The organism is Peribacillus loiseleuriae (assembly GCF_001183985.1).
In the GTDB taxonomy this organism is placed as follows: domain Bacteria; phylum Bacillota; class Bacilli; order Bacillales; family DSM-1321; genus Peribacillus; species Peribacillus loiseleuriae.
Genome location: NZ_LFZW01000001.1, coordinates 3,210,509 through 3,228,366 on the forward strand (window position 1 = coordinate 3,210,509; position 17,858 = coordinate 3,228,366).

19 protein-coding genes and 1 pseudogene are annotated in these 17,858 nt (G+C 37.9%); 3 read left to right on the forward strand and 17 right to left on the reverse strand.

Translation table 11 applies throughout. The features are described from left to right. Positions 1–23: 23 nt before the first annotated feature. The 4 genes from AC625_RS14960 to AC625_RS14975 form a co-directional block, all read right to left on the reverse strand. On the reverse strand, positions 24–899 hold the full coding sequence (locus AC625_RS14960; protein ID WP_049681997.1) for a superoxide dismutase: 876 nt from the start codon (positions 897–899) through the stop codon (positions 24–26). A gap of 357 nt (positions 900–1,256) precedes the next feature. Continuing rightward, on the reverse strand, positions 1,257–1,745 hold the full coding sequence (locus AC625_RS14965; protein ID WP_049681998.1) for a DUF3907 family protein: 489 nt from the start codon (positions 1,743–1,745) through the stop codon (positions 1,257–1,259). A 115-nt stretch (positions 1,746–1,860) separates the two neighbouring features. After that, a complete protein-coding gene (gene scpB / locus AC625_RS14970; protein WP_049681999.1) occupies positions 1,861–2,442 on the reverse strand; it encodes an SMC-Scp complex subunit ScpB in 582 nt (193 codons plus the stop codon). Beyond that, positions 2,429–3,196 (reverse strand): segregation/condensation protein A, encoded by a 768-nt coding sequence (locus tag AC625_RS14975; RefSeq protein ID WP_049682000.1) that lies wholly within the window; start codon positions 3,194–3,196, stop codon positions 2,429–2,431. Before AC625_RS14975 ends, scpB begins: the two co-directional genes overlap by 14 nt. A 256-nt stretch (positions 3,197–3,452) precedes the next feature. Here AC625_RS14975 and AC625_RS14980 point away from each other — a divergent pair, with 256 nt between their 5' ends. After that, positions 3,453–3,542, forward strand: a complete 90-nt coding sequence (locus AC625_RS14980) for a YjcZ family sporulation protein (RefSeq protein WP_049682001.1) — start codon at positions 3,453–3,455, stop codon at positions 3,540–3,542. A gap of 422 nt (positions 3,543–3,964) precedes the next feature. Then, on the forward strand, positions 3,965–4,492 hold the full coding sequence (locus AC625_RS14985; protein ID WP_049682002.1) for a DUF309 domain-containing protein: 528 nt from the start codon (positions 3,965–3,967) through the stop codon (positions 4,490–4,492). A 264-nt stretch (positions 4,493–4,756) separates the two neighbouring features. Here the strand turns inward: AC625_RS14985 and AC625_RS14990 are convergent, their stop codons facing one another. After that, the gene (locus AC625_RS14990) at positions 4,757–5,116 is read right to left on the reverse strand and encodes a GNAT family N-acetyltransferase (RefSeq protein WP_049682003.1); all 360 of its coding nucleotides are present in this window, start codon (positions 5,114–5,116) and stop codon (positions 4,757–4,759) included. Positions 5,117–5,723: 607 nt separating this feature from the next. Between AC625_RS14990 and AC625_RS14995 the strand changes: the two genes are divergently transcribed. Then, positions 5,724–6,593 (forward strand): DUF1002 domain-containing protein, encoded by an 870-nt coding sequence (locus tag AC625_RS14995; protein ID WP_049682004.1) that lies wholly within the window; start codon positions 5,724–5,726, stop codon positions 6,591–6,593. Positions 6,594–6,945: 352 nt separating this feature from the next. On the opposite strand, the gene lysA is transcribed toward AC625_RS14995, so the two are convergent. From lysA to AC625_RS15045, 12 genes and pseudogenes are all read right to left on the reverse strand, one after another. Then, positions 6,946–8,268, reverse strand: a complete 1,323-nt coding sequence (gene lysA, locus AC625_RS15000) for a diaminopimelate decarboxylase (protein ID WP_049682005.1) — start codon at positions 8,266–8,268, stop codon at positions 6,946–6,948. Positions 8,269–8,682: 414 nt separating this feature from the next. Beyond that, on the reverse strand, positions 8,683–10,161 hold the full coding sequence (locus AC625_RS15005; protein ID WP_049682006.1) for a spore germination protein: 1,479 nt from the start codon (positions 10,159–10,161) through the stop codon (positions 8,683–8,685). Further along, entirely contained in the window at positions 10,121–10,723 is a 603-nt protein-coding gene (spoVAEA, locus tag AC625_RS15010) for a stage V sporulation protein SpoVABEA (RefSeq protein ID WP_049682007.1), read from the reverse strand. Before spoVAEA ends, AC625_RS15005 begins: the two co-directional genes overlap by 41 nt. 204 nt (positions 10,724–10,927) lie before the next feature. Next, entirely contained in the window at positions 10,928–11,350 is a 423-nt protein-coding gene (locus AC625_RS15015; protein ID WP_049682008.1) for a stage V sporulation protein AB, read from the reverse strand. Beyond that, positions 11,340–11,957: a stage V sporulation protein AA gene (locus AC625_RS15020; RefSeq protein WP_049682009.1), complete on the reverse strand. Its 618-nt coding sequence runs from the start codon at positions 11,955–11,957 to the stop codon at positions 11,340–11,342. Before AC625_RS15020 ends, AC625_RS15015 begins: the two co-directional genes overlap by 11 nt. 145 nt (positions 11,958–12,102) lie before the next feature. After that, positions 12,103–12,861, reverse strand: a complete 759-nt coding sequence (gene sigF / locus AC625_RS15025) for an RNA polymerase sporulation sigma factor SigF (RefSeq protein ID WP_049682010.1) — start codon at positions 12,859–12,861, stop codon at positions 12,103–12,105. 13 nt (positions 12,862–12,874) lie between these two features. Then, positions 12,875–13,315 carry an anti-sigma F factor gene (spoIIAB, locus tag AC625_RS15030; RefSeq protein WP_049682011.1) on the reverse strand — a complete coding sequence of 147 codons (441 nt, stop codon included), beginning with the start codon at positions 13,313–13,315 and terminating at the stop codon, positions 12,875–12,877. Position 13,316: 1 nt separating this feature from the next. Further along, the gene (gene spoIIAA / locus AC625_RS15035; protein ID WP_049682012.1) at positions 13,317–13,667 is read right to left on the reverse strand and encodes an anti-sigma F factor antagonist; all 351 of its coding nucleotides are present in this window, start codon (positions 13,665–13,667) and stop codon (positions 13,317–13,319) included. A gap of 131 nt (positions 13,668–13,798) precedes the next feature. Then, positions 13,799–14,965 (reverse strand): D-alanyl-D-alanine carboxypeptidase family protein, encoded by a 1,167-nt coding sequence (locus AC625_RS15040; RefSeq protein ID WP_049682013.1) that lies wholly within the window; start codon positions 14,963–14,965, stop codon positions 13,799–13,801. 435 nt (positions 14,966–15,400) lie between these two features. Next, positions 15,401–15,807: pseudogene (locus AC625_RS26865) on the reverse strand (transposase); the annotation flags it as partial. A 2-nt stretch (positions 15,808–15,809) separates the two neighbouring features. Next, complete coding sequence (locus tag AC625_RS25975) at positions 15,810–15,974, reverse strand: GNAT family N-acetyltransferase (RefSeq protein ID WP_245645017.1); 165 nt, start codon at positions 15,972–15,974, stop codon at positions 15,810–15,812. Between the two features lie 565 nt (positions 15,975–16,539). Then, a complete protein-coding gene (locus AC625_RS15045; protein WP_049682014.1) occupies positions 16,540–17,844 on the reverse strand; it encodes a pyrimidine-nucleoside phosphorylase in 1,305 nt (434 codons plus the stop codon). Between the last annotated feature and the right edge of the window lie 14 nt (positions 17,845–17,858).

The window sequence follows — 17,858 nt, forward strand, 5'->3', positions numbered from 1 at the left end:
CAATTGTTTTTTTCATTGTTTTATTATTGAGTTTTCCATGTAAGTTGACTTGCATTATCAAATCTATATTGCACGTCTGGCCAGTTCACGATTCTCCACCAGTTATCTACATAGCCTGCTCGATTTGTTTTATATTGCAAGTAATAGGCATGCTCCCAAACATCCAAAACAAGTAAGGGTATCGTATCCCACTGCGTCAATATCATATGTCGTTCCGACTGAAGAATTTCTAACTTCTTCGCTCTAGGAGCCCATACTAATAGCGCCCAACCAATCCCTTCAACCGCTTTTGCCGCTTCACTAAAATGTTTTTTAAAGGCTTCAAAGCTACCAAAGTCATGCACCAATTGCTTTTGCAAACTCCCTTTTGGTTTTCCGCCGCCTTTCGGACTCATATTTTCCCAAAATAGTGTGTGTAAGTAATGTCCTGATCCATGAAAAGCTGCTTCTCTTTCCCAGTGCTTAATTAAGGAAAAATCATTGGTTTCACGAGCTTTTTGCATCATAAGTTCAGCTTTGTTAAGTCCATCTACATAGGCTTGATGATGTTTATCATGATGAAGTTTCATAATTTCTTCTGATATGACCGGTTCTAATGCATTGTAGGAGTATGGGAGCGGCGGAAGGGTGTGTTTTCCAATCGGCACGGATTTATTTAAATCTGGCTGCTGAGCTTGCCCCTGTGAAGGTTTGGTTACGTTATGATGGAGAGTATAGATACGCTGTTGAAACTGCTCGATTTCAGAAGCAGGCCGGTCCTCTTCACTTATTCTAGATGCCCGTTCTAAAAGCTGATGTAGTTCATCATTTAATTGGCCAGCACCACCCTGTCTTGTTTCAAGATAAATCTCCATACCTTTAAGCCATTCTACTACATCTTCTATATACTGTTTATTCATCGCTTTAGTTCCCCCATTTTTACTGGAATCTTCCTTTTTTAACGGAGTGGATTATGGACCAATCATAATCGACTCCGCCCATACAGAAGTATCCTATGAAAAGGTATAAGTTGTGTGAGAAATTATCGAAAGAACAAAAGCGTAAACGCCTTGAATAGCTTCTTTTGTTTGTTCTAGCCAACACATCCTGTAATAGTCCAAGCATGCGTATGGTAGACACTGAACCACCTTTTAAAAACTTATGCTTACTTCTATATAAAAAGCCGATTTGCTAGTGGATTCTACGCAAATCGGCTTTTCATTTATTCCGCATTAACAGGCAGTAAAACCCCCACTGATTGGAGTTTCACTTTATAATCAATTGGACTGCGTCATTTTAGTTCGATAATCGGTTTCATAAAATTCCAGCTCTTCACGTATTCTTTGAAAGCTACCTTCAAGATTTTTCAACAACCTGTCTACACTGTCAGGGGCTTCCTTTTGGAATCTAATCGCGTGTGCACCTGTATAGGCAGAACGACTGTCTTCATACCAAACATCTGATCTGGGGGTAAAGAATTCTTCTACACACCCATGAAAAATTTGATATAACGTTTTCTCAGCTGCCGCTTTATGAAAGGTGGTGTTCTTTAGGATAATCTGACATTCCTCCAAACAATGTTCACTGTTCACCAACAAGCGGCGAATGGTCGATAAAATCCCTTTGTAATACGTTTCATCCCCTGGTTTTTCTTGCTTCAGCTCATGCATGGTCGTTTCATTAAGATATGTCTCAAGCTCACTTATCGTTATCTCTAAAAAGTTTCGTACATTTATTAGCTGGGACTGAATCATTGTATTATCCAACAGCGAAACCTCCTTAAAGAAATTTCATCCGCCAATCCATTTTAGTCTTCAACGATCTATTATGGTCTGGCTAAGATGGTATTGTTAGTATATTAACACAATTATGATAATAATGTCATTCAAGTGTTTCCTGGAATTTTTCAAAAAATAAATCAGCTTCACCTTGTTCAAAGTTTTCCTCAGTAGAGGCGCCGAGAGCGGGTAATTCCTTAAGTGTTTTCAGTCCAAAATAATCGAGAAACTCTTTTGTTGTTCCGAATAAGTATGCCCTTCCAGCTCCCTCGGCCCTACCTATTTCTTTGACTAACGCTTTAGATATAAGCGTCTGCAAAGGCCGATCAGTTTTTACACCACGTATTTCCTCAATCTCAGTCCTCGTTATTGGCTGTTTATATGCAATGATGGCCAGTGTTTCCAGAGAAGCTTGAGACAATCCACCCGAACCGGATGATTCCACAAGCTTCTTAATATAATCTGAATGTTCCTTTTTAGTAGCCAATTGATAAACGTCAGCTATTTCAACTAGCTGAAGACCACTTTCATTTTCTTCATAGTATTCTTTAAGATCTTGGAGAACCTCTTTTGTCTGAAGTTCAGCCATTTCAAGCACTGAAGTTAATTGTTTCAGAGATAATCCTTCATCCCCAGCTGCGAACAACAGAGCTTCAACTATACCTTTCCAATTAATCACTTCCAACTTTTCTTACACCATCCTTAGTTGCAACGAATATTTCAGCAAAGTTCTGCTCTTGTTCGAGAAAGATTTCATTTAGTTTCACTAACTCTAATATCGCTAAAAAAGTAATAACAATCTGCTCTTTTTCTGGTTCTAGGAATAATTCAAAAAAGCTTTTTCTGCCTTTAATAGCTTGTAGATCCGCCATGATTTGATCCATCCGTTTTTCTATAGATACTTCCTGTCTCGTCACTTTTGTATACATCGGTTTCTGAAGCTTTTTCCTGCGAAGCAATTTTTGCAGTGCGCCAAGCATATCATACAAGCTTACATTAAGATTTGGATGATTCATTTCGGCTTCTTTTGCAAATTCCCCCAGGTCACTTGGAGGCTTCATAAACATTAAACTTCTGTCCTCTTCAAGCATCTTTAGTTCATGAGCTGCAAGTTTGTATTTCTTGTATTCAATCAATTTCTCTACAAGCTCATCACGAGGATCTTCTTCATATTCTATGCCTTCTTCATCGTATAAGCGTTCCTCTTCATGTTTTGGTACTAACATTTTGCTTTTGATGGCAAGCAGCGAGGCAGCCATTACTAAATATTCACTCGCTACATCCAATTCTAGATGCTTCATTGTATGAATATAACTAAGATACTGTTCGGTTATCTCAGCCATCGGAATATCATAAATATCTATTTCGAGCCGATTGATTAAATGAAGCAGTAAATCCATTGGCCCTTCAAAAGCATCAATTTTAATATTATAAGCCATTTTAAAACCCCATTACATCATTTTCGGTAGCAAATCCCTGGCAAACCGAATTGAGATTCGTTCCTTTTCTACCTTGTTCATAATATGCCACACTATAGTATAGTGGATTATCGGCCGTTATCCAATAGTGTGCAAAAACAAAGAGGTTGTTTTTTTCTAGGAACATTTCTCCAATTTAGGTTTCTGCCCAAACACTTTTCTTAAAAATTGCATACTCTGACACTGTAAAGAAATTAGAATTAAGGGAGGTACTAACATGGGCGATGGAGGATTTCACGGTGGAGGCTTTGCTTTGATTGTTGTATTATTCATTTTGTTAATTATCGTAGGTGCGTCTTGGTTTTAATTTCTAACTCATATGCCGTATTAGAAAGGCGACTAGGAGCTCCAAAATAACAGTACTAAACTGAATAGAACAACTTGAAATACTTTGCCTAGTTAATATGTATCAAATTATTTTACAAAAAGGGATTTGACTATAAGTCAAATCCTCTTTTTTCATTGCTTGGCGTACTATACGAAATTATCTATTTGTATAACATTATATGTCCGCCCATATCCAACGTAAGCTGATACTTCCTAAAAGCCATAGCCAATCATCTGATGGGAAGAAACCCACTCTCCATATTACTTGCAAGTCTTTTGATTGAACAAGGCTCTTCGCTCTTCTTATGTTCCTTAACAAAGTCTTTATGACTGTACCGATTCACTTCTAAACAGGGCTTATGCTACAATCACAGTAATAAGTGAATAAAGGAGTGGACAAAAATGTGCTACCCCAAAGAATATGTGTCTTATTTAGTTCATTTCCATGCTAGCAGGGATTACTTCGAATGCCACGAAATTCTAGAAGAATATTGGAAAGAGGTATCACCTCGCGAAAGGGACTCCTATTGGGTAGGATTCATCCAAATAGCCGTGGCGCTCTATCATTACCGTAGAGGAAATCTTGCTGGAGCAATAAAGACTATTCGAAAAGCAGATAGTATTCTTCAAATGAATCCTGCTCAAATCCGCAAGCTTGGAATAGAGTATGATGAATTAATGGAACTCATCCATGATATAACCGAAAAAATCACCTTAAAAAAACCTTATCAAAGTGTAAGTTTGCCGATTTGCGACAAAAAATTAATTGAAGCCTGTCTTGCTGGTTGCCGTGAAGCTGGTTATCGATGGATGAAGGAAAGTGATCTCAATGATTCTCTCCTTATTAACAGGCATGTACTTCGCGATCGTTCAGAGGTCATTACGGAACGCAACAAACAGCTACAAATACGAAAAACCAAAAATGACTGATTCTTCCAAGTTTTAAAGGTATAATCTATATGTAAGTGAATCGAGGTTTTTGTCCAAAAGAAAAAGACTGATTTTTTCAGCCTTTGCCCATAGATTTTCGATTATCCCAATAAGTTATAAAAACGAGAATGCCCCATAAAAAAGGTCAGCCTCAGTACCACTATCTATTGTGTATATATAGGTTGCTTGGTCAGATCTTTTGGTTCATCCTCGTTTTTAACAATCATTTATTTACATGAATACTAAATCTCTTGCACTTTCTTATTATTCAACTTCTTTGATATTCTCGCATTTTTCAAAGAAGGATACGGTATTTTCATTCGGCTTAATTTCTTTATTTGGGAAAAGCTCTTGAATTTCTTTTATCATGGTCTTACCAATGCCTTGCTGACGAAAAGAAGGGTTAACAGAAATATGCTTAATGATAATCACGTCAGAAAATGATAGGTCGATTCCAATCGCACCGATGATTTCCTCATCTTTCCAAAGATACAATTGCATATTATCATTGATTTCGTACTCTTTCATAGTGTTTTGCAATTTTTTTATATCCTTTTCCTCTGGCATAAACGACAATAGACCCATCGCAAATTTCTCGTATGCTTTTTTATATTTGATTAACATAATATCCCTCGTTACTAAAAGAACGTTGTATTTTAATAATTGAACTGATATTCATCATACATAAAAACTTCTTTTGTTTCAACATCCGCCAAAATTCCTTTTTACCCCGGTTTTACAAACAGTTTGACTCCAATTGATGAAAGTTTAGCATTACGCGATCCATATCCAGTATACTATTCCCCAAGTAAGCCCAAGTGCAATCAATATGAAGATTAGAGCTAGATTATTTTTTCTCATTCATGAACTCCCTTATCACCCAGCAATTGTTTGTATAGTACATATAAATAAACTTTCGGCATATGGCAGCCGCTCTCAATTTGCATATGCTTCCATTCTACTACAATCTTTACTTTCTGACAATATTATTTCAATTTTCTACCATAAAAGCAGATACTTTTCCACTTTTATTTTGAAACTTCTCTACAATCTGCTTATACTATAAAAGTGAAACTTCCATCAGTGGTCTCCACTGATGGTTAGTTGAACCAATCTAATAGCTTCTGAGCTAGGATCCAGCTTTCTGTAAACCATGACTGGTGATAGTTCCTCTCACACTATGAAACTTTTTCTAAAAACGTTCGTCTACTAAATTGAAGGAGGAAATACAATGAAAAGAATAATGAAATGGGGATTATTGGCCCTGATACTCTGTATGTTCTTACCAATTCGTGCATTTGCCGATGCCGCGGTAGGCGACATGATTATTACTCTTGGTGAAAATCTTACAGCAGAGCAGAAACAGATGCTACTTGCAGAAATGGGTGCACCGGCTGACGCTGAGATTTTAACAGTCACCAATAAGGAAGAACACGATTATTTAGGAAGTTATATCGCAAGCCGATTGATCGGAACTAAAGCAATCTCTTCTTCTTCCATTACATTAGAAAAAGCCGGTACGGGATTGAAAGTTGATTCAAAGAATATTAACTGGGTTACAGAAGAGATGTACGTTAATGCACTTGCTACTGCTGGAGTCAAAGATGCTACCGTTCATGTAACGGCTCCGATTCCCGTTTCAGGGACGGCAGCGTTAACTGGTGTGATTAAAGCCTATGAACTTTCATCAGATAAAACGATACCTGAAGAAGTAAAACAAGCGGCGAACGAGGAGATGGTAAAAACCGCTCAACTCGGTGACCAGGTTGGTACAGACGAAGCCACTGCTCTTATTACAAAGATAAAAGAAAAAATGGCAATAAATCCTCCGAAAACAGAAGCGGATGTTCGAGCAATCATTGAGTCCGCTGCAAAAGAACTCGGGATTACCTTAACGGAGGAACAAATCCAAAGTCTTATTGATTTGTTTAATAAATTAAAAGATTTAAATATTGACTGGAATGCTGTCGGCAATCAATTGACAGAAGCAAAAGAAAAATTGTCTACCTTCCTTCACTCTGAAGAAGGTCAATCTTTCCTCGATAAGCTTAAAAGCTTTTTTAGTAGCTTGATTGATGCGATAAAATCCTTCTTCTCTTAAAAGTGTGTGTTCAAAAAAGAGGATAAAAAGAGCCTAGAAGTCCTGCGAGTAATCGTCTCAAACCTTCCGCGTATGCAGTAACGCTTGGGACCGGACTTGCACAGGATGTGCTGACTTCTGTGTTGCTCGTCATGACGTGCGCGATTTTAACAGATGGTCATTCATGAGCTTTGATGCAATTCGCAAGCTATTTTTACCGGACTTTTTGAACAACCCCTAAAAAGTGACAAAACGAGGCTGTAAAACCAAAGGGTCTGATCCAACAACTACTATATACAGTTTAATTTAAGCAAGTTATGCTATGAACAGTGTATAGAGTGTAAGGTCAGACCCTTTTAGGCAGCCTCGTTTTTTATTTTGTTTTGACGATTTCTTTTAATTCTAAATCCAAACGGACTAAATCTTCATATGTTTCTCGTTTAATCACTTGTTTCGCCTCACCATTTTCCACAAAGACCACTGCTGGACGTGGAATCCGATTATAGTTATTAGCCATCGAATACCCGTACGCTCCTGTACAAAATACCGCTAGAAGATCACCGCGGCCAGACTTTGGCAAAGGCAAATCCCAAATAAGCATATCGCCGCTTTCGCAGCACTTGCCGGCAATTGAAACCGTCTCTTCTACTTCATCTAATGGTCGATTCGCTAGGACAGCCTCATACTTTGCTTCGTACAGCGCTGGACGAATATTATCACTCATTCCACCGTCAACCGCAACGTATTTACGGACTTGTGGAACTTCTTTTTCAGAACCGACTTTATATAAAGTAATCCCCGCATCCCCTACAAGGGAACGTCCTGGTTCAATCCAAATTTCAGGCATTGGAATGTTTGTTCCTTGAAGCTCATTTTGAACTTCACGAACAATTTCCTCTACATATTGAGAAGCAGGGATGGGAGTATCTTCTTCTGTGTAGCGAATCCCAAAACCTCCTCCTAAATTTAGCACTGGAGGTTGATAGCCGAAGTCTTCATTCCATTTCTTTAATTGTCCGATAATCTTTTTTGCAGCTAAGACAAAACCGGTCGTTTGAAAAATCTGTGAACCGATATGGCAATGAAGTCCTTGTACATTCATCCACTTACTATTTAAAGCCTGTTTTAACGCTTGCTCTGCTTGCCCATTTAGTAAATCAAAGCCAAATTTCGAATCTTCTTGCCCTGTCAGAATATAGTCATGTGTATGGGCTTCAATCCCAGGTGTTACCCTTAGTAAAATATTTACTTTCTGCTCTCTAAACACGCATAATTCTTCTAATAATTCCAGTTCGGAAAAATTATCTACGACAATACAACCGATATGATGCTCTAATGCCATCATTAGTTCTTCTTCGCTCTTGTTATTGCCATGGAAATGAATCCGTTCTACTGGAAATTCAGCCTTTAATGCCGTATAAAGCTCTCCTCCAGAAACAACATCAAGAGAAAGTCCTTCTTCTTTCACTAGTTGAATCATGGCGATTGAAGAAAATGCTTTGCTTGCATATGCTACTTGAGCAGAGATTCCCAGTTTTTCAAATGTTTGCTTGAATCCTCTCGCTCTTTCTCTAATTAATTCGATATCATATACGTATAGAGGTGTTCCATATTCGGCAGCAAGCTGTACAGTATCTACTCCGCCTATTTCAAGATGGTTTGCATCATTTACTTTTCCTGTTCCATAAAAGTGCATATGTGTCTCTCCCTTTCCTGACTCTAAAGCCAATTCCCGAAATTCATCAGGAGGGTGTCTCAAAGGGTCTGACCATGCACTCTATACACACAAAGTTCATAGTGGTACTTATGCTTCATTTGAACTGTATTTTGTGGTTGTGGGGTCTGACTCTTGCCTATTGGGACACTCTCTTTCATTTGGAATCTGTTTCAATCAATAGCTATACTTAGCTTTTACTATTGATTTTAGAATAAAGTTAAATTACCACAACTTTTCGACAACAGCAATACTTATGTGAAACTTCTTTTGATCACGCTGTTGATTTTTGGCTTATTTTAGCTAAAAGGCATGTGAAACCACAGATTCGCACGAATGAACCAATAATACAGTTTACCATAACCTTTTATAAAGGGAGTCCTTTAGTTTTTCCATTTATTTCGGTTGACGATAGCGATTCTGTGGATGCACAATGCTCGGTCGAATTTTTGAACCTGGAACAGGTCTTCTAAACAAAATATGCGAAAGCGCTTTAGGTCGAAACGGGATAAACGGCCATAAGTACGGGGTATTCAATGTTTTTATACTAGTTAGCAAAATAATATATATTGTTATGCCAATCATTAAACCAGGCAGTTTAAATAATGCAACTAATATCAAAAGAAAGAACCGTGAGATTTTATTTGCAATTCCCAGTTCCAAACTTGGTGTAATAAATATTCCAATTGTAGCAATAGACGAGTAGAGAATGACTTCCGGTACGAAAAATCCAACATCGATGGCAATCTGTCCAATCAAGACGGCCGCAATTAGTCCCATGGCTGTTGAAAGTGGGGTTGGTGTATGAATGGCAGCCATTCTCAGAAATTCAATTCCGATGTCCGCAATAATAATTTGCAAGACTATCGGAATATTCGTTGTTTCGTTCGGTCCAACAAATGCAAGTTTTTCAGGCAATAAGGATGGATCTAGACAAAATAAGAGCCAAACCGGTAATAAAAAAACAGAAGCAAAAATCCCTAAAAACCGAACCCACCTTTCCATTGTACCAATAGCCGGAGCTTGTCGGTATTCCTCAGCATGCTGCATATGATGAAAAATTGGCGCGGGTGTAATGATGACACTAGGTGACGTATCCACGTAAATAATGACATGTCCTTCCAATAAATGCGCTGACGCAACATCCGGACGTTCCGTGTACCGAATTAGCGGATATGGATTATAGCCTTGTTTGACTATAAATTCCTCGACAGTTTTATCAGCCATGGTCAATCCATCAATCTTTATATTATTTAATTCCTTGCGAACAATCTCAATAAGGTCTGGATCCGCAAGGTCCTTAATATAGCCAATGGCAACATCCGTCTTTGAGCGTTCCCCTACTTTCAACATTTCAAAGCGGAGCCTTTCATCTCGTATTCTTCTACGTGTTAGCGCAGTGTTGATGATAATATTTTCAACATAACCATCACGAGATCCACGGACAACCTTTTCTGTATCCGGCTCTTCTGGGTTTCGCCCTGGATAACTTCTAACATCTACAATAAGAGCTTTTGGAACTCCATCCACAACGATTGCAATCAGCCCAGAAAGAACCTGATCGACTAACTCATCAAGTGTATCAATCTCTTCGACTGATTGATGAATAAGATTATTTTCGATTTTTTCAAATACTTTTTGAGTATGCCTCTCGGTATCATTTTGATCGATCAGCTGATCAAGAATTTCAATGATAAATTCCGTATCTGTAAGTCCGTTCACATAATAAATATGAACTTGCTTTTTTAGAACAATTAGTTTCCTAACCCCTAAATCAAAACTTACTCCTAAACCAATTCTCTCCTCCATAAAGGCTTCAATTTGTTCTACCCGCTCAGGAATCGGGGTCATTTCTTGCTTTTTTTCGTTCGTCATTATGCCCGCTCCTTTCTAATATAAGTTCGACTGCAAGCTTTGTAATTGGCGCTCCTTTTACATAATCATCTTTTTTTGACATTTTTCCGATATCACCAATTCCTACGACAATCGGTGCATGTAACTGATCGATACAATAAACGGTATCTCCGGTAATCTTGCCTGGTTCAAACTCTTCTGACCCAAACTTATCTACGCCATTTCCTGTTAATTTACCGTCACGATCAATACTAACATCCACTTTCGTCCATTCTTCGTGCCGTGTTCTTGAAGCAACAGCAATGATGCCGAGTACTTCAATGTCCTCGTGATTAGCTACATAGCGCATGGCAGTCTCTCCTGCACCTTCTCCTACAATCCCGCTATCGTCAAACATCACTAATACGGGATCATTGGGGGTTTTTTTTATTAACTTAACAATAGCCTGGCCTGAAAGAATGGTAGGGTTCCCCCAAGACATGGAGATACATCGACCGCCAATTTCCTTGGCTACAATCTCAACAACCCTTCTTGCATATTCGTCACCATCGGTTATGAGGATTACTTTTCGTTTGTTGATCATTAAAAGTATCCTTTCTATGTTAAAGTGAAATTTCGATTAGTGTTTTTTCCTACCTATTTTTTCTTGATTCTCTCATCAAAATTGAAGTGGGGATCTTATAGCTTGTTAAAATGAAATGAGCAGAATAAAGGTTTATAGTTACATTCATGCATAAGTCATTTCTTCAATTTTTGATAAAGTCATTTTCCATATGTTCATCTTCCTTCACAAGTTTACGAAATAAATCCACTGAAACAATGATCCAATCACCTTTCCAAAAACAACTGCCATAATTAGATAAACCATTTTATCTTGTATCCCAATCCGTTTAGATAGAATCGGAAACACATTTAGCACTTCCGTTAATGCAGCTGCTAGCATTCCATTGAATATGCCGTTTGCCACACCAATGATTGGCAATACGTATTGATTCCAATGCAAAATAGTTCCTTGCAGGCCAAGCCATCCTCCAGCAAGCACTCCGAATACCACGGCCCATTCGTAATAATGAATCATTTTCGTCGTTTTTGTCAGTTGAGTTAGCCTTGGTAGTAGTCCGAGAACAGTCAAGAAAGCGACAAATCCAGCACCAACAGAAAGTCCGCCTGCAAAACCGATAATGGCAACTAAAATCAAATTACCTGTCATCAATCTGACGAATACTTTCCTTATTTTCATTCATAATCACGTATTGGTCTAAATCTTGCTGGTAATTGAACATTTCTACTTCAAGCGGACTTGGTTCTTCATTGAATCGTTTTTTAAAAAAGTGATTAAAAAACAGGACCATCCCTAGTCCCAAGCCAATGCTATAAGGAATTTGAATCAACAACGGACTTTTATCTTCCCTGCCTGTAATAAGCTTAAATAATTTTTGATGGACTTCTTGCATACTCACATCGACATGATAGTTCATAATCGTGATTCCTGTACCTATAAACAGAAGCATCCATACTCCAATGAAAAATAAAAACGAGAATTTTCTTTTTTCATAGACTACTTCAACGATCGTTTGGGCAGGACCAAACGTCTGTACCTCAAGCTCAGCATCCATTCCCCCTATTTCCTGGATAATTTGAACTAGATCAATAATAATGATATTTTTGTCCTCTTTTTTTACTTTTAGCAGCGTAATATCCTCTAGCTTTCTGACTATATCCTCAGGACCAATTACTTTTACTACATCTTTAACCTTCACTTCCTGATTTAATTTGACGTGTACGCGGTTTCGCATTCGTACATAAATTAATTCCATTTCACTCACCCCGCACGTTATTTTCCTTATATTTGTAGTATGGATTGGAAATCAGAGGAGCATACGGGAGAATAGTGAAGACTAAAAATTACCATTTAATTCAACCGTACTATATTCTTTTTTTACACGCCAAAAACCATATGAATCATTGATTCATATGGTCTTTCATTTGTTGAAGAATTTTCTTTTCCAAACGGGATACTTGCACTTGAGAGATGCCTAAACGTACTGCCACCTCTGATTGAGTTTGATCCTTATAATAGCGCAAATAGACAATTAATCGCTCTCGTTCATCCAATCCATGAATCGCTTCTTTTAGGGCGATCTTATCAAACCATTTTGTTTCATTCGTATCTGCAATTTGGTCGAGCAGGGTGATAGGATCTCCATCATTTTCATATACGGTTTCATGAATCGATGATGGACTACGGCTCGCTTCCTGTGCAAGAACAATTTCTTCTGGCGTTAGCTCCAAGTGCTCAGCCAGTTCGGCTAATGTCGGAACCCGCCCATATGTCTTCGAAAGTTCTTCCTTGGCACGACGGACTTTATGAGCCATTTCCTTTAACGATCGACTTACTTTTACGGTCCCATCATCACGAATGAAACGTTGAATTTCACCAATAATCATCGGAACTGCATACGTAGAAAATTTAACTTCAAATGATAGATCGAACTTGTCAACAGATTTCAGAAGACCGATACAGCCGATTTGATATAAATCATCTGGCTCATAGCCTCGATTCAAAAATCGCTGCACGACCGACCAAACTAATCTTAGATTACTATTTACAATTTTGTCCCTAGCTTCTTGGTCCCCACTCTGGCTGCGTCGGATTAGACTCCGTAATTCATCATCTTTTAAATGGACCTGGTTCTTCTTGTTTTTAACCTCCACATCCATAAGCGTGTCTCCCTTAATTGCACAAAGCTTTGGTTTTAGTTAAGTGCTTTTTTAGTCGAATGATGGTTCCTTCGCCTTTATGAGAAATGACATGCATTTCGTCCATGAAATTTTCCATAATCGTAAAGCCCATTCCCGATCTTTCGAGTTCTGGCTTTGTCGTATAAAGCGGCTGAAGCGCTTCGTCTAAGTCTTCGATACCAAGACCCTCATCACGAATTTCCAGTTCAACCATGTCTTCTTCGAGGATGACAGAAATATAAACGACACCAGTTGGGTCATTTTCATAACCGTGAATGATGGAATTCGTCACTGCTTCAGATACAACGGTCTTAATCTCTGTTAATTCATCCAACGTCGGATCTAATTGTGCGATAAATGATGCGACAGACACTCTCGCAAAGGATTCGTTTTGGCTGAGTGCCGAGAATGTCAATTCCATTTTATTTTTCATATTAGGCAACCCCCAATCTTTGTAAAGCATTTTCTTCTGAAATATCAAGCTTGATAATTTTAAACAATCCTGACATATCAAACAAACGCTTTACAGATGGTGAGATTGCACAGACGACCATTTCACCTTCGTTTTTCTTTATCTGGTTATACCGCCCAAGAATAACACCCAACCCTGAGCTGTCCATAAATGTTAGCTCTTCTAAGTTAAGCACGATATGTTTAATCTCCTGTTGCTCCAACACTGATTCTGCCTGTTTTTTTAAGTTGGCAGCTGTATGATGGTCCAATTCTCCTTTTAGGCGAATACATAAGACTCGGTTTCTCGTTTCCATTTCAATTATCAGGCTCAAAACTCCATGCCTCCTTATCTGTCGTATAAGGAGTGAATTTCTACTTTTAGAGGGTCAATTCCTTCTTATTGGCAAAACTAGTGGTTTTTCGGCTAAAATAGTAGAATTGGGCTTAATTTTGACACAAAATGCTACTCCGTTTTTGTTAACATACCGAAAGAGCGTTTATATAGATCCCACCAGCTTGCTTTTTTCACTGTGTTTTTCGCTACAACGGGTGAGCTCGTAATTTTTTTTCCATCTTTTAAGATTTCAAGTGTTCCAATTTTTTCACCCTTCTTGATCGGTGCTTTTATATGTTTGTCAAGTGTGATTTTTTTTGTGAAATCTTTGACTGATCCGCCTTTTGCAGTTAATACAGAAATCGGCTCACTCGTAACACCTGTAACCATTTTCTTATTCCCTTTACTTACAGAAACCGTCTTAAGGCTAACACCGCGCTTATATAGTGGGTGGGTCATGTATTGTGAAAATGCATAATCAAGCATTTTCGTCACTTGTGCGTTCCGTTCCTTCGGTGTCGGGGCCCCCATCACAACTGCAATGACACGCATATCCCCTTTTTTTGCTGTTGCAGTTAAGCAATATTTCGCGTCATTTGTAAATCCAGTTTTCAATCCATCTACACCTGGATAAAATTTAACCAGTTTATTTGTATTTACAAGCCAAAATTTCTTGTCCGTATTTTCACGGAGGAATGCTTCATATGTACCTGTAAATTTGGTAATTAAGTCATATTTCAATAATTCTTTGGCCATAACCGCCATATCATGTGCTGTACTATAATGATCAGACGCTGGAAGTCCTGTAGAATTTTGGAATTTGGTATGTGTTGCTCCTAATTCTTTCGCTTTTTTATTCATTTTTTCGACAAAAGCTTCTTCTGATCCTGCCAGTCTTTCTGCCATTGCAACTGATGCATCATTTCCAGAGCCAATCGCAATTCCTTTGAGCATCTGTTCAACGGTCATGGCTTCTCCTGGTTCTAGAAAGATTTGCGACCCTCCCATTGAGGCTGCATATTCGCTTGTGCTAATCTTTTCATTTAGCTTTAACTCACCTTTATCAAGTGCCTCCATGATTAGCAACATAGTCATAATTTTTGTCATGCTAGCAGGCGGCAGCTGCTCTTCTGCGTTTTTGTCATATAAAACTGTTCCAGTATCTCTTTCAATTAAAATGGCCGACTTCGCCTGTTCTGCTAATTCAACGCCTCTTGTCTCAGCAGCAAAACTATGTGGAATGCTCATGCTTGTTAGTAGTAGAATGGCTGCGCATATACTCACTATCCGCTTCATCTGCAAACCCCTCCTATTCTTGTTAGTTTTATTTTTTCCAAAATAATCATTAATATACAGATTCCGATAATTAAAAAGGGGAATGATGGAAGTTATGAAGGTGGAAAAAGTATAAATCAGAAAAATATTCCAATTAAAAGAGCTAAATTTATCTTGATAATAAAGTTTGATTAAACTAACCCTAATAAACTTGATATAAGAACAAATTGAAAGAACGTGTTTTGAAAATAGATTGATTAAAACATGCTCTTATAATATTTAAACAGGTTATTCTTTTATAAAAAAGATCGATCATTATTATGTTCCTTATAGATCTAAATCAGTTAATTAGGATATCAATATCTTTCTCTAAAATTTTCATTTCCCTTATGATATACAATTTTCAGCTATGCCAAATAACCCTCCAAAACCATTTTGGAAGGATTTTTCTCTGTTTCACAAAACCGTTGATTGGGCTAAATCGAGGAACATTTCTTTTCTCTTTAATAAAGCGTAAATCCAATGAAGGAGTTTATTTATACAGGCAACGAGTGCCACTTTGGCTGGATTCCTTCTGATTTTTTCTTATAATAGAAAGCTTTAAGCTTTTGTTTCTTGAACTCCTTATACTCTATAAAACGGCAAGATACAGGGAATGGCGCAGTCTGCTCGAACCTCTTTTCGTAATACGTTTAATTGTTGCCGTAAACTTTCCTGATGAGTGAACACTAAGGTCGATTTCAGTGTAGGCAACGAGTTTTTTCAGATGATTAAACCGATCAATTTCACCAATTCCAAAGATAATCGTGGCTGCAATTTTTTTCTCTTATACCGAGAATCGATTGGATCATTTTATATTCTTCCCTTATAGAGATACTCCTATTTCATTTTGAGTGGCCACTGTAAGTTCTAATCGTAATATATTATGAGTTATTGCCCACTCTTCTAACTTTTGGAATAGTTTTGTACCTATACCACGCCTTCTGTATTCTTTTAAATTACCAATATTTGATATGAAACACTGAATCAAAATAACTGTTAATTTATTTTATTACATCCAATTCCTTCCTCACCAGTATCTATAGACTTTTTACTATAAAACACTGAGTTTTCTATTTATTAACTTTTTTTGGGTATGTCCATTGCTTCAATCTCATGTATTTCAAATAATTAAATAAATTCGTTGATTACCATATCAATGGCTTTTAATTCACCGACTAAAATAGGATGAATTGATTGAAACTCTGATTTATCTAACTGTTGCTTAATGGTGGAACGCTTTCCAATTTACCGTAAATGAAACTCATTCTTTAGAACTGATCATTGTAACCAAAGAGCAGATACCAAAATTATATTGGCATCTGCTCTCTTTGACGCATTAATAAATTTCCCCATTTATTTTCTATAGATCATGTGGAATTTTTTGTATATAGAACTGATTCATCCAAGTTTAACTGTCAAAATAATGGCCTAGGTAGTATATCAACCAATTCCAAATTACTTCATCACCGAGTCGTATGATCCTTTAATTAAAACAAAAAAGCCGTTTCTTAAAGCTCAACATGCTTTAAGAAACGACTTAGTTCCACCCAAGATTATTCCGTAATTTGTTTATAAATAAGGGTTGGTTTTTCAACTCTTTCTGAAGAAATTGTTATATTAGCATATAGTTTTTCTTTGACAGCAGACACATCTTCAAAGTTACTATAAATCGTAACAAGGGATTCCCCTTTGACGACGCTATCCCCAATCTTCTTATTTAGCATAAGACCTACAGCTAAATCAATCTCAGATTCCTTTGTAGCCCGTCCTGCTCCTAGAAGCATCGCTGCTGTACCCACTTCGTCTGCTACGATTGTAGAAACATAGCCATCTTCTTTTGCTTCAAGCTCAAATGTATATTGGGCTTTGGGAAGTTTTTCTGGATTATCAACGATCGTGCCGTCTCCCCCTTGGGCTTCAAGGAAAGTTTTGAAAGAAGCTAGTGCTGAGCCGTCCTTGATTGCTTGTTTAAGCATCGTTCTAGCACTTTCAATCGATTCCGCTTTCTTCGCTAAATAGACCATATAGCTGCCAAGCGTTAAGGAAAGTTCCGTTAGATCTTCTGGTCCCTCACCTTTTAATGTATCGATGGCTTCTTTTACTTCTAATGCGTTACCGATGGCAAAGCCAAGCGGCTGACTCATGTCTGAAATAATGGCCATTGTATTACGACCTACGTTATTCCCGATACTTACCATCGCTTTAGCCAGTTGTTCAGAATCTTCTACTGTTTTCATAAATGCACCCGCGCCTGTTTTCACATCCAAGACGATAGCGTCAGCACCAGCGGCAATTTTCTTACTCATAATCGAGCTTGCTATCAACGCAATATTGTCAACTGTTGCTGTTACATCACGAAGAGCATAGAGCTTTTTATCAGCTGGAGTCAGATTCCCACTTTGGCCGATTACTGCAATTTTGTTTTTGTTGACAAGATTGATAAATTCTTCATTTTCAATTTCAACATGGAAGCCTTCTACCGCTTCTAATTTGTCAATAGTACCACCCGTGTGACCAAGACCGCGGCCTGACATTTTCGCAACTGGTACGCCAACTGCAGCAACAAGAGGTCCAAGAACTAGCGTTGTCGTATCACCTACACCACCCGTGCTATGCTTATCCACTTTAATTCCTTCAATTTCTGATAGATCAATCGTATCTCCAGAGTGGACCATCGCCATCGTTAAGTCAGCACGCTCTTTTTCACCCATGCCATTAAAGTAAATAGCCATTGCTAACGCACTCATTTGGTAATCAGGAATTGAACCATCAGTGTAACCATTTATTATAAAGTTAATTTCCTCTGTTGATAGTTCAAAGCCATCCCGTTTTTTTTCAATTAAATCAACCATTCTCATTGAAATCACCACTT

Coding starts and splice junctions, on each gene's coding strand:
- AC625_RS14960 (WP_049681997.1), bottom strand. CDS start 899: ATGAATAAACAGTATATAGAAGATGTAGTAGAATGGCTTAAAGGTATG.
- AC625_RS14975 (WP_049682000.1), bottom strand. CDS start 3,196: ATGGCTTATAATATTAAAATTGATGCTTTTGAAGGGCCAATGGATTTA.
- AC625_RS14980 (WP_049682001.1), top strand. CDS start 3,453: ATGGGCGATGGAGGATTTCACGGTGGAGGCTTTGCTTTGATTGTTGTA.
- AC625_RS14985 (WP_049682002.1), top strand. CDS start 3,965: ATGTGCTACCCCAAAGAATATGTGTCTTATTTAGTTCATTTCCATGCT.
- AC625_RS14990 (WP_049682003.1), bottom strand. CDS start 5,116: ATGTTAATCAAATATAAAAAAGCATACGAGAAATTTGCGATGGGTCTA.
- AC625_RS14995 (WP_049682004.1), top strand. CDS start 5,724: ATGAAAAGAATAATGAAATGGGGATTATTGGCCCTGATACTCTGTATG.
- lysA (WP_049682005.1), bottom strand. CDS start 8,268: ATGCACTTTTATGGAACAGGAAAAGTAAATGATGCAAACCATCTTGAA.
- AC625_RS15005 (WP_049682006.1), bottom strand. CDS start 10,161: ATGACGAACGAAAAAAAGCAAGAAATGACCCCGATTCCTGAGCGGGTA.
- spoVAEA (WP_049682007.1), bottom strand. CDS start 10,723: ATGATCAACAAACGAAAAGTAATCCTCATAACCGATGGTGACGAATAT.
- AC625_RS15015 (WP_049682008.1), bottom strand. CDS start 11,350: ATGACAGGTAATTTGATTTTAGTTGCCATTATCGGTTTTGCAGGCGGA.
- AC625_RS15020 (WP_049682009.1), bottom strand. CDS start 11,957: ATGGAATTAATTTATGTACGAATGCGAAACCGCGTACACGTCAAATTA.
- sigF (WP_049682010.1), bottom strand. CDS start 12,861: ATGGATGTGGAGGTTAAAAACAAGAAGAACCAGGTCCATTTAAAAGAT.
- spoIIAB (WP_049682011.1), bottom strand. CDS start 13,315: ATGAAAAATAAAATGGAATTGACATTCTCGGCACTCAGCCAAAACGAA.
- AC625_RS15040 (WP_049682013.1), bottom strand. CDS start 14,965: ATGAAGCGGATAGTGAGTATATGCGCAGCCATTCTACTACTAACAAGC.
- AC625_RS15045 (WP_049682014.1), bottom strand. CDS start 17,844: ATGAGAATGGTTGATTTAATTGAAAAAAAACGGGATGGCTTTGAACTA.